Source organism: Tardiphaga sp. 42S5, assembly GCF_034044155.1.
Classification (GTDB): domain Bacteria; phylum Pseudomonadota; class Alphaproteobacteria; order Rhizobiales; family Xanthobacteraceae; genus Tardiphaga; species Tardiphaga robiniae.
The window spans coordinates 6,083,514-6,096,989 of sequence record NZ_CP139027.1; the positions used below are offsets into that span (position 1 = coordinate 6,083,514).

The following is a 13,476-nucleotide window of genomic DNA, read 5'->3' on the forward strand; positions in this document are numbered from 1 at the left end:
ACGCACCTCGTAGCGCTTTGCCCCAACCTCGTCATTCCGGGGCGCGGGCGCATCTTGCGCACGCGAACCCGGAATCTCGAAGTAGTAGAGTGATGAACATGTCAGGATTCCGGGTTCGCTCGCGAAGAGGCGAGCGCCCCGGAATGACGGTGTGGGGCAGCGCTTGCGCTCGCGATGTTTAACTATCAATAATCGCTACCGCCCTTGTCCACCCCGCCGATGCCTTCTCGATCTTCACCGGGAAACACGACACCATGAAGCCGGTCGATGGCAGTTGTTCGAGATTGTGCAGCTTCTCGATGTGGCAATAGCCGATGTGGCGGCCGGCCTTGTGGCCTTCCCAGATCAGGCTGGCATCTTTGGTCTCGGCATATTTCTTCGCGGTGTAGACGAACGGCGCATCCCAGCTCCAGCCATCGATGCCGGTGAGGCGCACGCCGCGCTCCAGCAGATACATGGTGGCTTCATAGCCCATGCCGCAGCCGGAGATGACATAGTCCTGCTGGCCGTATTTGACGCCGGCAGACGTATTGACGACGACGATCTCCAGCGGGCTCAACGTATGGCCGATGCGCTTGAGCTCGTCCTCGACGTCCTTGGCCGTCGCGACATAGCCGTCCGGAAAATGCCGGAAGTCGAGCTTCACGCCGGGCTGCAAACACCAGTCCAGCGGCACTTCGTCGATGGTCCATGACCGCTCGCCGCGATTCATGGTGGGATGGAAATGATAGGGCGCATCGAGATGCGTGCCGTTATGGGTCGAGAGCTGCACCAGCTCCACCGCCCAGCCCTGCCCGTCCGGCAGATCCTCGGCCTTCAGCCCGTCGAAAAACTGCAGCATCCGCGGCAGGCCCTGCTGGTGATCGACATAATTGATGGTGGGATGATTGCCCGGGGGATCGGCGGGGACGTCGTTCTGCAGGGGAACGGAAATGTCGATGAGGCGACGGGGCATGATGGTTCCTCGGGTTTTGTTTTTATTTGGATTTAGCTCGTCATTCCGGGGCGGGACCGGCGCCGCAGGCGGCGGGACCGAACCCGGAATCTCCACGTGTTCGACGCTGAACATCTCGGGATTCCGGGTTCGCTCGCAAGAGCGAGCGCCCCGGAATGACAGTGTGTGGTCGCAATGACGGTGGAGAGCGCTGCGCCTTCACACGTCCTGCCGCACCACCTTGTTCTTCAGCACGCCGATCTTCTCGACCTCGAGTTCAATCTCGTCATTGTGTTCGAGATACCAGCCGAGTTCGAGGCCGCAGCCATTGCCAACGGTGCCGGAGCCGATGAATTCGCCAGGCATTAGCGTCTCGTCCTGCGTCACATGGGCGATGATCTCCTCGAAGGAGAACAGCATGCCCTCGCTGGTCGATGACGAGCGCACCTTGCCGTTGACGCGGCATTCCATCTTCAGTCTGTAGGGATCGCCGATCTCGTCGGGCGTCACGATCCACGGCCCCAGCACATTGCCGCCATCGAAGCTCTTGCCCTTGGCCGGGCCGAGGCGACCTTCCATCTCGAGCCGCTGCGCATCGCGGGCCGAGAAATCGTTGAAGATGGTGTAGCCGAAGATGTGATCCTTCGCCTTGGCCGCGGAAATATTGGCGCCCTTGTTTTTGGTGATGATGCCGAATTCGAGTTCGTAGTCCATCACCTTGCTGTAGCGCGGCCATTTCACCGTCGTGTTCGTGCCGCGTACGCTGAAGCGATTGGTGATGTAGTAGATCGGCTGGCGGCGATACACTTCGGGCAGTTCGCCGAGCGGCTCGGCTTCCAACCGCGCCAGTTCTTCCATGTCCCCCTTCGCACGGGCAGCCAGCTTCAGCTGGCCACGCGGCGACTGCCGGATATGCAACGGAAACGACATGCCATCGCGCATCTGCCGCGGCTCAGGTAGTGGTGCGAGAATGTCCGTGCCGGCGACATTCACTGACAGCGTTGCGTCGCTGCCATGTTTCTCGAAAACCTTTCGCGCGGCGTCGAGCGCGCCTTCACCTGCATCGATCAGCGCCAGCATCGACCCGAAGGCGGGATTTCCGCCATCGCGGCCAGCGGCGCTGGCGAGATCGAACAGCCTGCCGTCATTGGCGTGAACGATACCGACCCTGGCTTGGCCATCCTGCTGACCGCCGGCACGAAATGTCGCGAGCTTCACTGGCGTCTCCCACTTGCTTGTTCTTCGATAAAATATATGATCAAAAAAAATATCGATAAACAAGAGGCGATCGCAAAGATGGCTTCACGATCGAAAAATGCTCGGGTGAGGGAGACGACCATGACCAAGTGGACGGTGGCAGCTCTATTGGCCACGCTCGCAGTGACGGGCACCGCGCATGCCCAGACGAAGCTCCAGATCGGTTGCACTGCAACAACGGACTGCGCCTCGGCGATGGTCGCGGTCGATGAAGGCATCTTCAAGAAGCACGGACTCGATGCCGAGATGATCCCGATCGGCATCAATTCCAATATCCCGGCGGCCATTCTGTCCGGCTCGATCCAGATCGGTGGCCCGACCTCCACCGTCTTCCTGCAGGCTGCCGACGGCGGCCTCGATCTCGTCGCGGTCGCCGGCGCGACGGTGATGAGCCCGACCTCGAACGCCAATATTACCGCCTTCGTGCGTAACGGCATCACGATCAAGGAGCCAAAGGATTTCGTCGGCAAGAAGGTCGGCGCGCCGGGCCTCGGCGCGTTTCTCCACGTGCTGTTCATCAAATGGCTGGTCGACAAGGGTGTCGATCCCAGGAAGGTCAATTTCGTCGAAGTGACCTTCCCGACCATGCCGGACATCATCAAGTCCGGCGGTGTCGATGCCGTGCTGACCGCCGAGCCGACGGTATCGCGCATGCTGGCGGCCGGCAGCGGCAGCATCGGCGCGCGTTACGCGTCGGAGCTCGAGCGCACAGAACCGATCATCTTCTATGCGGCCTCGCGCGAATGGGCCGAGAAGAATCCCGACACCATCAGGAAATTTCGTGCTGCCATCGCCGAAGGTGCGGCGATCGTGAACAGCGACAAAGACAAGACCTCGGCCGCAATCGCCAAATTCACCAAACAGACCATCGAACTGGTGAAGGCATCGCCGCCGAACAAGTCGGAGCCGGTGCTGAAGCCCGAGCAACTGGCATGGTGGATCGACGTCATGTCCTCGCAGAAAATGCTGGAGACCAAACTCGATCTCAACAAACTAATTCTGAAATAGGTCGAACTGAATGGCGGGCCAGCCCCTTAGCAGTCCAATCGATGTATCCGGCTCGGATACGCTGAGCGAGCGTGCAGCGACACTGCTTCAGCATGACATCATTGCCGGCAATCTCGCCCCGGGAACGCGGCTTGGCATCGTCGATCTCGTGCAGCGTTACGAGATCGGCGCCACGCCGATGCGCGAAGGACTGTCACGCCTGATCTCACGCGGCCTGATTATCGGCATCGGCCAGCGCGGTTTCCGCGTCGCCGACATCAGCCGGGAGGATCTGGCCGACATCACACGGATGCGGAGCGTGGTGGAGATGGAGGCGCTGCGGTTGGCCATCGAACATGGCGACGATGCCTGGGAGGCTGGCATCATCAGTTCGCTTCACCAGATGCGCCGGCATATCGAACGGACCGGCGATGAATTCCGCGAGGGCGCGCCGGATTTCGACAAGCTCCATAAAGGATTTCACACCGCCTTGCTGGCGGCTTGCGGGTCGAAGCGCCTGCTCGCGGCGCATTCGGAGCTTTACGATCAGGCCTATCGCTATCGGCGGGTGATGATGCGCGGCTTCGACAGCGGCAGCCGCTTTGTCGCAGCCCATCAGCTTCTGGCCGATCGCGTGCTTGCGCGTGAAACCGGTCCCGCGCAGGCCATGCTGACGTCGCATCTGCACTCGACGCTCGCTTACGTCTATCCGCCCGGACAGGGAGATTGAGCGCGATGACATCCATTGCCCTTCGCAAGGACACCCCATCGACCGAACTCGAAAAGTCGCAGATCGCGTTTTCCCACGTCACGCTGGATCTCGGCGGCAAGACGATTATCGAAAACGTCAGCCTCGACGTAAAGCCCGGCGAGTTCCTCTGCATCATTGGCGCCTCCGGCTGCGGCAAGACGACGGCGCTGCGCCTCGCGGCCGGCCTGTACCAGCCGACATCCGGACATGTCAGCTTCGACGGCGAGCCGATGCGCGCGCCGCGGCGCGACGTCGCCATCGTGTTCCAGGATTATGGCAAGGCGCTGCTGCCATGGCGCACCGCCGCCGGAAATATCGCGCTGGCGCTGGAAACCATCGGCATGCCCAAGGCCCAGCGCCCGGCGCGCATCGACGCGTTGCTGAAGAAAGTCGGCCTGCCCCATCACGACGCGAAATATCCCGCGGAGATGTCCGGCGGCATGCAGCAGCGGCTGCAGATCGCGCGATGTCTGGCGCAGGAACCGAAAGCACTGCTGATGGACGAGCCGTTCGGCGCGCTCGATGCCATGACGCGGCAGGGTCTGCAGGACGAGGTCCTGTCGCTGCTAGATGCCAGCAAGGCTACTGTGATCTTCGTCACCCACGATCTTGAAGAAGCCATTTATCTGGGCGACCGCGTGGTCGGCCTGCTGCCGCATCCCGGCCGCATCGGCATTGATCTTCCGATCAACCTGCCGCGCCCGCGCGATCAATTGACCACGCGCGAGAACCCGGAATTCCTGCGGCTGCGCCGCGAATTGTTCGACTTCATCAAGGCATCGGAAGCATGAGGTCCGAGCGCCTGAAAGCGGCGATCCTTCCGGTGAGCCTGCTCATCGTGCTGGAAATCTGGGCGCGCTCCGTCGACATCCACAGCGATGCGCTGGCGCCACCGAGCGCCGTGGTGCTGGCGCTGTTCAATGCGTTCGGTGACGGCTCGATCCTGGCAGCCACACGCGACACATTGGCTTCGGCCTTTGCCGGCCTCGTGGTCGGCGGCGCCATCGGATTGTTCCTCGGAATTGCACTCGGTATCTTCCAGCCGCTGGATCGGCTGATGGAAGTCACCATCGAATCCCTGCGGCCGATCCCCTCCATCGCGCTGCTACCGATCGCCCTGATCGCACTCGGCTTCGGCTATCGCATGGAAATTGTGATCGTCGCCTTTGCCTGTGTGTGGCCGATCCTCATTCTCAGCCGCGCTGCGGTGCGCAGCATCGAGCCACGACTGATAGAAGTCTCCCGCGCGCTGCGGCTATCGCCAGGCGACCGCGTCCGCAAGATCATCATTCCCGCCGCACTGCCGCGCATCTTTCTCGCCTTCCGCCTCGCCGCCGGCATCGCGCTGATCGTCGCGGTGACCGTGGAAATCGCGATCAATCCCATCGGGCTCGGCGCCGGTATCATGATTGCGCAGCAGGCATTGCGCCCGGACCTGATGCTCGCTTATCTGCTTTGGATCGGCCTGATCGGCTATGCACTCAATGCCGGATTACTGGCAGCGCAGCAGCATCTGTTTGGCCCCGCAGCACTGGCGGGAGAGATCCGATGAACTGGACGCTCACCCTCTGGCGCCTTGCCAGCTTCGCCGTGGCTGCAGGCCTGATTGCGCTGTGGCAGTTGATCGCCGATCTGAAGCTGGTCTCGCCGGTGTTCCTGCCCGGCCCCGATCGCGCATGGGCCGCGCTGATGCGCGGCTTCAGCAATGGCACATTGCTGGACAAGACAGTCGGCACCCTCGAACACATGTTCTATGGCTGGCTGGTCGCATCCGTCGTCGGCATCGCACTCGGCGCCATGATCGGCTCGTCCAGGGCGATGCGCAGCTATGTCGCTCCGTCGCTGGAATTCCTGCGGCCCCTGCCCGTATCGGCGATCATTCCCGTCGCCATCGCCCTATTCGGGCTGACCCAGGGCATGGCCCTGTTCGTCATCGCTTTCGGCGCGATCTGGCCGATGCTGCTTGCGACCGTTCACGGCTTCGGCGCAGTAGAGCCGCGTCTCTATGAGGTCGCGCGCTCGCTGCATATGTCGCGCCTCGCGGTGATCTTCAAGATAGCTCTGCCATCTGCGAGCCCCGACATCATCTCCGGCATGCGACTCAGCCTGACCGTGTCGCTGATCCTGGCGGTGGTCTGCGAGATTCTCGCGGGGCTCGACGGCCTCGGCCACTGGGTGCTGCTCTCGGCACGCGCGTTTCGCTCGGCAGATCTATTCGCCGGCGTGATCCTGCTCGGCGTGATCGGCTATGTCACCGCACTGGCGATGTCGATGGTCGAGCAGCGCCTGCTGCGGTGGCGGACAAGCGGGCATTGAGAAACATACTCGTCGTTCCGGGGCGCTCGCTCTTGCGAGCGAACCCGGAACCTCATCCTGTGACTCTCTGATCGCGCCAAACACCACGAGGTTCCGGGTTCGCGCGCGAAGAAGCGCGCGCCCCGGAACGACGAGTGTGGGGTTGCGCGTGAGGCTATTTCGCAAACACTTTCCCGATCGCCGCCTGCGCGTCGCTTTGAATCTGCTTGAGATGATCCGCGCTGCGGAAGCTCTCGGCATAGATCTTGTAGACGTCCTCCGTGCCGGACGGCCGCGCGGCGAACCAGCCATTGGCGGTCGAAACCTTGATGCCGCCGAAGGACTGATCGTTGCCGGCCGCCTTGCTTTCGGTCTTGGTCACCGCATCGCCGGCGAGTTCGGTCATGCCGATCTGCTCCGGCGTGACCTTCTTCAGCACATTCTTCTGCTCGGGCGTCGCCGCGGCATCGATGCGCTCGTAATAGGGCACGCCGAATTCCTGCGTGAGCTTCTCGAAGCGCTGGCTCGGATTTTCCTTGGTCACCGCCGTGATCTCGGCGGCGAGCAGGCCCAAAATAAGTCCATCCTTGTCGGTGGTCCACACCGTGCCGTCCTTGCGCAGGAACGAGGCGCCAGCGCTTTCCTCGCCGCCGAAGCCGAACGAGCCATCGACGAGACCGTTCACGAACCATTTGAAGCCGACCGGCGTCTCGACCAGTTGGCGGCCGAGCTTGTTGACCACCCGGTCGATGATAGCGCTGGAGACGATGGTCTTGCCGACCGCCGCATCCTTGCGCCAGTGCGGCCGGTGCGCGAACAGATAGTCGATGGACGCCGCCAGATAATGGTTCGGATTCATCAAGCCGCCGGTGCGGGTGACGATGCCGTGGCGGTCGGCATCGGTGTCGTTGGCGAAAGCGACGTCGAATCTGTCGCGCATGCCGATCAGCTTGGCCATCGCATAGGGCGACGAGCAGTCCATGCGGATCTTGCCGTCCCAGTCCAGCGTCATGAAGCGAAAGGTCGGATCGATCGCGGTATTCACGATGGTCGCATCGAGCTTGTAGCGCTCGATGATCGGCTGCCAGTAATGTACGCCGGCGCCGCCGAGCGGATCGATGCCGATCTTGACGCCTGATGCGCGGATCGCCTCCATGTCGACGACATCGGCGAGGTCGGTCACATAGGGCGTGATGAAATCGTAGCGTTTCACGAATTCGGATTTGCGCGCACGCGCGATCGGGATGCGCCTGACGCCGGCCATGTCGTTCTCGAGGAAGCCGTTGGCAGCTTTCTCCATGATGCCGGTGATGTCGGTATCGGCCGGGCCACCGTTCGGCGGATTATATTTGAAGCCGCCGTCTTCCGGCGGGTTGTGCGACGGCGTGACCACGACGCCATCGGCCAGACCGGACGAGCGGCCCTTGTTGTAGGTGAGGATGGCGTGGGAGATCACTGGCGTCGGCGTATAACCGTCGTCCTGGTCGATCCGCACATGCACGCCATTGGCGGCGAAGACTTCCAGCGCGCTGACCAGCGCTGGTTCAGCCAGCGCATGGGTGTCGATGCCGATGAACAGCGGACCATCGATGCCGGCACCCTTGCGGTAATCGCAGATCGCCTGGCTGACGGCGAGGATGTGGTTCTCGTTGAAGGAATTATGGAGCGCGGAACCGCGATGGCCGGAGGTGCCGAAGGCGACGCGCTGGGCGGGGATGGACGGATCCGGCTTGCCGGCGAAATAGGCCGTCACCAGCCGAGGCACGTTGACCAGCAGGGACGGATCGATGGTTTTGCCGGCCAGCGGACTCACATGAGCAGCCATTTGTTCTCCTTCGCACACCAAGACCCCAGACGCGGCGCAACCGTCGCGGGGGTCAGGACTCATGGCATGTTTTGGAGGACAAATCAGCCGGTTATGAGGGGCACCGGCATGCCGCCGAAGGGCTCAGGACTGCCCGAAGGTCCCGCGCGAGACCCAGGCCAGCGGCAGGGCGAAGCAGACGAACATCGTGACCACGGCGGCGGCGACCAGCATACTGTCGAAAGGCATATCTCTTCTCCTTGAGTGACGGAGAAGGGCTTGCGCCTCGCGCGATGACTGCGCCTTGAGGTGGGTCAAGATTGCGGTGGGAGATGCGGCGCTGCCCTCGCCCCGCCGCGCGAAGCAAAGCTTCGTTAGGCGGGGAGAGGTAAGAAAACGAAGCTAGGCCGCGGCGAGTTGATCCAGCCGATCGGTGGACAGCAGGCGCACGCCATCGGGCACCACCAGCACGGTCTTTTCCTTGGCGAGCTTGGTCAAGGTGCGGCTAACGGTTTCGATGGTCAGGCCGAGATAGTCGGCGATGTCCTGGCGGCTCATGGGCAGTGGCACGTTGACCGACATCGCGCCGATGCGGCCATAGCGCGCCTGCAGGTTCAGCAGGAAGGCGGCGACCTTCTCGTCGGCGGTGCGGCGGCCGAGCAGCAGCATCTGGTCCTGCGCGAGGCTGAGTTCATGGCCGGCAAATTCATGCAGGCGGCGCAGCAGATGCGGCTTGCCGTCCACATAGCTGAGAAACTGGGCGCGGGAGAAACGGCAGACTCGCACCTGCGTTACGGCCTCGGCGGCGACGCCGTAGCGGTCCATCAGCGCAAGTCCCAGGAAATCACCGGGCAGCGCGAAGCCGACGATCTGACGGCGGCCATCGGGCAGCGACTTGTAGAGCCGGACGATGCCTTCGGTCACGTTGAACACGCTGCCGGCCAGCGCGCCCTGATCGAACAGCATGGTCTTGGCCGCGAAATTCTTGACCTGGCTGAGGCGATCGAGTTCGTCGAGTTCCGCCGGTTCCAATGCGCCGCAGACGCTGAACAGGCGCACCTTGCAATCGTCGCAGCCGTTGTTGCTGCGGCCGTGCTTGCAGTCGCGCTCTCCGGCACAGGTCTCGGCCGCTGGTTCCGCGAAGGTCATGGCACTGTCCATCTTCGGTTTGGTCATATGTGGCAGGTCTTGAAAATCACTCTACACCATTTGACATGGATCAATCGTGGACGCTTTGACCCATATCAATGTCGGAACAGCCCATCCCCGCCAATTTCGCAGGCCATGCGAGAATCCGGCCATGAATGAGGAATATCAGGCGCAACCAATGACTTGGGCGGACGCTCGCGCGGCCTATCCGCTCGTCTATCTGCATGATGCCAGCGTTACACTGGATGCATGGCTGGATTTCGTGCGCCGGCGGACCGATGCCGATGGCGGCGACAACGGGCTGATCGTGATCCGCGACCGGCGCGATATCGTCCATGCGCTGTTTGCCTACCGGGTCGATCTCGACCTGCGCGGCACCAAACAACTCTGTATCGCGCAGCTGATCGTGGCCCAGATTCCCGGCTCGCAGATCGACCATGCGGTGGTCGCCTCGACCAGCCAGGTCGCGGCGTCGCTGGGCTGCCCGAGCATCGTGATCGAGCAGCCGTTCCAACTGATGCCGGGCGCGACGATGCGGGCTCCAACAGCCGCATAGGCCTGCGATACGATGTCCCGCGGGGTTACAGGATGAAGTCGTCCGCTTTCAGACTCGCGACATTGACCTCGACCTGAAAGTCGGTGCTGCCATCGCCATTGACATCGCCCTGCAGCAGATGATCGGCATAGCGCAACTGTCCCGCGATGTGGCCGAAAGCAGCGGCGCCAACAAAGGCGAAGGCCTGATGGCCCGCAGCATTGCTGTCGGCATCGATCGCCGAAAGATCGATCCGGTCTCCGGTCGCGAAATCCGTGATCCGGTCCATCGCGCCGGGCGTGCTGTCGGCGACCACCGTGAATACGAAGCAATCGGCACCCGCGCCGCCAGCAAGCATATCGGTACCTGCGCCGCCGGCGAGGACATCGTCACCCGCATTGCCCCAAAGCTGATCGTTACCGGCACCGCCGTGCAGAATGTCATTGCCGGCGCCGCCGGTCAGCGCATCGTTGCCTTCGCCGCCATCCAGCACGTCATTGCCGTCGCGACCGTCCAGAACATCCTTGCCGCTGCCGCCTGATAACGTGTTGGCGGCACCGTCGCCGATCAACGTGTCGTCGAAGCGACTACCAATGACGATCTCGATCGAACTGAAACTGTCACCGGCGGCATCGCCACCGCTGCCCGTACCGAGTGTCAGATCGACATGAATACCGGCAGACGATGTCTCGTAACGCACGGTATCGATGCCAGCCGCGCCGGCGAAAGCATCGGCGCCCTTGCCGCCGACGAAAATGTCATTGCCGTCACCGCCCCACATGCGGTCGTCACCATCGCCGCCGAACAGAAAATCATTGCCCGAATCGCCGTAGAGAAAGTCGTTGCCGCCGTCGCCATGCAGGACGTCATGTCCCGCCGCGCCATGAATTGTATCGCGACCGTCGCCGCCGTGAATGACATCGTTATCCGCGGTGCCGGAGATCATGTCGGCAGCCGGCGTGCCGTTCGTGATCGTGTTGAACGACATGATGCGACCGTGGATGTCGTCGGACCCGAGGGGCGGCACATAGGCTGTCCATGTCGCGAGCAGTTCTCCATCGTCCAACGAGATCAGGCTCGGCAACGAATCGATATTGCCGACTGCAGAATTGACCACGAAATCCGGTCCGCTCACCGAACCATCGGCATTCACGATATGACCGAGAATCCCATTGGTCCCGGCGCTGAAATCACTGCCTTCCCAAATCACCACCGCGCGGCCGTCAGGCAAGGCGGCCACCACAGGAGAGTTGGCATAAGCGGCGTTCGACGCGTTGATGATGATGTCCGATACACTCACGGACCCATCGGCATTCAGAATCCGGCCATGCACATCGTTTGAAAATGTACCGACCTGCTGCTGCGTCCATGTCAGCAGGATACGCCCATCCGCGAGTTCGGCAGCGGAGATGCCATTCTGGTCCATGCTGGATGCAGGCAGCAGCGGAAAGTCCGGCGACGTCGATGTTCCGTCGCTGTTGATGAAGCGGCCCTCGACATGGGCGCCAGCATCCGGGGAGATGTCGGTCCAGAATGTCAGCGCGCGTCCATCCGACAGCGCGATCGACTTCGCGCCGAGCTGGCTGCCGGCGAGATCGCCATTGACGATGAAATCGGTCCCCTCGGGCGCACCATGCGCATCAAGAACACGCCCGCGGATCTCGAGCGGATAAGGATTCGTACCGCCAGAGGAATCCTCGTTCGAGGTCCAGGTCAGCAGGATGTGCCCATCGGCCAGCACCGTCGCATTCGGGCCAGGCTGCCCCAGCGCCGTCGGCGTCGTATTGACGATGAGGTCGGGGCCGCTCACTCCATCGGCAGTGACGATACGTGCATGGATGTCAGCAGTCGTGTCGGATGCAAATGCCCCCCAGGACACCAGAGCGGAACCATCCGCAAGCGTGACAATGGTTGGCAGGATGATGTCCCGCGGCGATGTCGTTGCGATGATGAAATCGGATGCTGTCGCTGCTCCGTTCGCGTCGAACACGCGGCCACGCAATTCGAAGCCGCTGGTGAACCCATCCTGATCTCTCAGTTCCGAGCTCCAGACCACCATCACCCGGCCATCGGGCAGCGTGGTCTGTGCCGAATAGGCCTGACCAAAGTCCGTCGTACTGTTGACGGGAAATTCCAGCCCGACAAACGCCATGATGCAGCCCCCAGCTCATTTCGCCGGAGCGTGAATCTGCAATCGGACGAATCTGGGGCTGATATTTGTCGAGCGCGAATTGTTCGTGCTCGCATTGAATCAATTGCATCCCATTGTGCATTCGGCGCGGCCGCCTTGTCTCGATGCAACGAGCACGCTTGCGATCGAGCCACCGCCCCGCTCTGTTTCATCGCACATCGCGATGTGCTGTTTTCACACGCAGATTGAGTCATGCGCGGCGCTGATGGCCGCACACGCATGGTCACATCCTTGTTGCAGTGGCCGCGGGTGTCTGTCTCGCAATCCTTGCATTCCGCAAAGTGCAGGACGCTGCTTTCCCACGCACCATTGTCGACGCGCTCCGCGCGACCGCCACGGCATTTGGCTCGTGTCGATTTAAAATCGATATTATCGATTACAAGCGCGAATAATATTCGTTTGTCAAAATTCACGGCAGTCCTAAGCTGGATGGAACCGAGAAGCGACGCTGCGCCCCGGCCACACAGGAGCCGACCATGAAAACGATCATCCACCCCGACATATCGGTCGCTCTCGCGCTGTTCGCCTTTGCCGCGGCGATCATCGCACGCCTGACAGCCACCAAGCGTTCCCCGCACCGCGCCGATCAGATCGCGGCCATCGTTGCGACATCGGGATATCCGTCCGGCGCCTAGGCGCGCCTCAGCCCCGCATCACGTCCGCCTTGCCGGACGTTTCGGCGCCCTCGCCTGACCAGCAGGCGCGGGCTTTTTGTTGGCCGCGTCACGCGCGAGGCGATGCATGAGTGCGACCGCTTCGGCGATGATCGCATCGTCGCGATCGCCGGGATAGACGACATAGGCTGGCATCGAAAATTCCGGCGCATCGGCGACGGTATGCAGCCGCCCAGCCTTCAGCTGGGGTGCAACGATGCGGCGTGGGAAATATCCGGAGCCGCCATTCTCCAGCACATGCTGCAGCCCGAGCCAGCCGATATTGGCGGTGAGCGATGGCCCGGCGAAATCGGGGAACAGCGCCATGTGGCGGGCGTAGAATTCCGGGCCCCAGTCGATATAGACGTAACCCGACTGTGGCTCCGGCGCGCTGTGCGTGCTGGTCGAGACCAGAATGAGCTGCTCATCGAACAACTGCTCGACCTTGAGACCGGGCCGGCTCTGCGGCGTATACATCACGCCGATATCGATCCTGCCTTCGACGAGGCCCTGCATCAATTCGGCTTCAAGAGCGCTCTCGGCGCGGATCGCGATATCCGGATGTTTCGCGCGCATCAGCGGCAGCCAGTGCAGCAGATGCTCCTCCCACAGCCCAATGCGACCGCCGACGGTCAGCGTACCGCTGAAGCCTTTCGCAATGCCGACATCCTGCCGCGCATGTTCCACCGTACGTACCAGCGTGGACGCGTGTTTCTGAAACTGGCGGCCGGCGGGCGTCAGCATCGCACCGGCCTTGTTGCGGACGAACAGCGTCACGCGCAGCAACTGCTCGAGCGTCTGGATCCGCGCACTGACCGTGGACTGCGTGACATGGAGTTTGTCCGCCGCAGTCACGAAATTGCCGGCGCTCACAACTGCAAGGAATGTCCTGGCCAGTTCGGTGTCCATGACAAATGCCT

Annotated in this window: 13 protein-coding genes; 7 read left to right on the forward strand and 6 right to left on the reverse strand. The window is 62.2% G+C overall.

What is annotated here, in order from left to right:
* Positions 1-178: 178 nt before the first annotated feature.
* A complete protein-coding gene (locus SFY93_RS28365) occupies positions 179-955 on the reverse strand; it encodes a cyclase family protein (protein ID WP_320445449.1) in 777 nt (258 codons plus the stop codon).
* 198 nt (positions 956-1,153) lie between these two features.
* Positions 1,154-2,152: a fumarylacetoacetate hydrolase family protein gene (locus tag SFY93_RS28370; protein WP_320445450.1), complete on the reverse strand. Its 999-nt coding sequence runs from the start codon at positions 2,150-2,152 to the stop codon at positions 1,154-1,156.
* A gap of 120 nt (positions 2,153-2,272) precedes the next feature.
* Between SFY93_RS28370 and SFY93_RS28375 the strand changes: the two genes are divergently transcribed.
* Genes SFY93_RS28375 through SFY93_RS28395 form a run of 5 tightly spaced genes read left to right on the forward strand, consistent with a single transcriptional unit; the run spans position 2,273 to position 6,245 of the window.
* Entirely contained in the window at positions 2,273-3,199 is a 927-nt protein-coding gene (locus tag SFY93_RS28375) for an ABC transporter substrate-binding protein (protein ID WP_320445451.1), read from the forward strand.
* A gap of 10 nt (positions 3,200-3,209) precedes the next feature.
* A complete protein-coding gene (locus SFY93_RS28380; protein WP_320445452.1) occupies positions 3,210-3,908 on the forward strand; it encodes a GntR family transcriptional regulator in 699 nt (232 codons plus the stop codon).
* Positions 3,909-3,913: 5 nt separating this feature from the next.
* Positions 3,914-4,720 carry an ABC transporter ATP-binding protein gene (locus tag SFY93_RS28385; protein WP_320445453.1) on the forward strand — a complete coding sequence of 269 codons (807 nt, stop codon included), beginning with the start codon at positions 3,914-3,916 and terminating at the stop codon, positions 4,718-4,720.
* Complete coding sequence (locus SFY93_RS28390) at positions 4,717-5,481, forward strand: ABC transporter permease (RefSeq protein ID WP_320445454.1); 765 nt, start codon at positions 4,717-4,719, stop codon at positions 5,479-5,481. The genes SFY93_RS28385 and SFY93_RS28390 overlap by 4 nt, the downstream gene beginning before the upstream one ends.
* Complete coding sequence (locus SFY93_RS28395; RefSeq protein WP_320445455.1) at positions 5,478-6,245, forward strand: ABC transporter permease; 768 nt, start codon at positions 5,478-5,480, stop codon at positions 6,243-6,245. Before SFY93_RS28390 ends, SFY93_RS28395 begins: the two co-directional genes overlap by 4 nt.
* Before the next feature lie 154 nt (positions 6,246-6,399).
* On the opposite strand, the gene pgm is transcribed toward SFY93_RS28395, so the two are convergent.
* On the reverse strand, positions 6,400-8,049 hold the full coding sequence (gene pgm, locus SFY93_RS28400) for a phosphoglucomutase (alpha-D-glucose-1,6-bisphosphate-dependent) (RefSeq protein ID WP_320445456.1): 1,650 nt from the start codon (positions 8,047-8,049) through the stop codon (positions 6,400-6,402).
* 381 nt (positions 8,050-8,430) lie between these two features.
* Positions 8,431-9,204: a Crp/Fnr family transcriptional regulator gene (locus SFY93_RS28405; protein ID WP_414717004.1), complete on the reverse strand. Its 774-nt coding sequence runs from the start codon at positions 9,202-9,204 to the stop codon at positions 8,431-8,433.
* A 151-nt stretch (positions 9,205-9,355) separates the two neighbouring features.
* Between SFY93_RS28405 and SFY93_RS28410 the strand changes: the two genes are divergently transcribed.
* On the forward strand, positions 9,356-9,733 hold the full coding sequence (locus SFY93_RS28410; protein ID WP_320445457.1) for a hypothetical protein: 378 nt from the start codon (positions 9,356-9,358) through the stop codon (positions 9,731-9,733).
* 25 nt (positions 9,734-9,758) lie between these two features.
* On the opposite strand, the gene SFY93_RS28415 is transcribed toward SFY93_RS28410, so the two are convergent.
* Complete coding sequence (locus SFY93_RS28415) at positions 9,759-11,864, reverse strand: calcium-binding protein (protein ID WP_320445458.1); 2,106 nt, start codon at positions 11,862-11,864, stop codon at positions 9,759-9,761.
* A 515-nt stretch (positions 11,865-12,379) separates the two neighbouring features.
* Between SFY93_RS28415 and SFY93_RS28420 the strand changes: the two genes are divergently transcribed.
* Positions 12,380-12,538 (forward strand): hypothetical protein, encoded by a 159-nt coding sequence (locus SFY93_RS28420; protein ID WP_320445459.1) that lies wholly within the window; start codon positions 12,380-12,382, stop codon positions 12,536-12,538.
* A gap of 18 nt (positions 12,539-12,556) precedes the next feature.
* Here the strand turns inward: SFY93_RS28420 and SFY93_RS28425 are convergent, their stop codons facing one another.
* Complete coding sequence (locus SFY93_RS28425; protein WP_320445460.1) at positions 12,557-13,465, reverse strand: LysR family transcriptional regulator; 909 nt, start codon at positions 13,463-13,465, stop codon at positions 12,557-12,559.
* Between the last annotated feature and the right edge of the window lie 11 nt (positions 13,466-13,476).

What these genes read in the sequence shown, in the direction of transcription:
- SFY93_RS28365 (WP_320445449.1), bottom strand. Translation starts at nt 955, where the DNA reads ATGCCCCGTCGCCTCATCGACATTTCCGTTCCCCTGCAGAACGACGTC.
- SFY93_RS28375 (WP_320445451.1), top strand. Translation starts at nt 2,273, where the DNA reads ATGACCAAGTGGACGGTGGCAGCTCTATTGGCCACGCTCGCAGTGACG.
- SFY93_RS28380 (WP_320445452.1), top strand. Translation starts at nt 3,210, where the DNA reads ATGGCGGGCCAGCCCCTTAGCAGTCCAATCGATGTATCCGGCTCGGAT.
- SFY93_RS28385 (WP_320445453.1), top strand. Translation starts at nt 3,914, where the DNA reads ATGACATCCATTGCCCTTCGCAAGGACACCCCATCGACCGAACTCGAA.
- SFY93_RS28390 (WP_320445454.1), top strand. Translation starts at nt 4,717, where the DNA reads ATGAGGTCCGAGCGCCTGAAAGCGGCGATCCTTCCGGTGAGCCTGCTC.
- SFY93_RS28395 (WP_320445455.1), top strand. Translation starts at nt 5,478, where the DNA reads ATGAACTGGACGCTCACCCTCTGGCGCCTTGCCAGCTTCGCCGTGGCT.
- pgm (WP_320445456.1), bottom strand. Translation starts at nt 8,049, where the DNA reads ATGGCTGCTCATGTGAGTCCGCTGGCCGGCAAAACCATCGATCCGTCC.
- SFY93_RS28405 (WP_414717004.1), bottom strand. Translation starts at nt 9,204, where the DNA reads ATGACCAAACCGAAGATGGACAGTGCCATGACCTTCGCGGAACCAGCG.
- SFY93_RS28410 (WP_320445457.1), top strand. Translation starts at nt 9,356, where the DNA reads ATGACTTGGGCGGACGCTCGCGCGGCCTATCCGCTCGTCTATCTGCAT.
- SFY93_RS28415 (WP_320445458.1), bottom strand. Translation starts at nt 11,864, where the DNA reads ATGGCGTTTGTCGGGCTGGAATTTCCCGTCAACAGTACGACGGACTTT.
- SFY93_RS28420 (WP_320445459.1), top strand. Translation starts at nt 12,380, where the DNA reads ATGAAAACGATCATCCACCCCGACATATCGGTCGCTCTCGCGCTGTTC.
- SFY93_RS28425 (WP_320445460.1), bottom strand. Translation starts at nt 13,465, where the DNA reads ATGGACACCGAACTGGCCAGGACATTCCTTGCAGTTGTGAGCGCCGGC.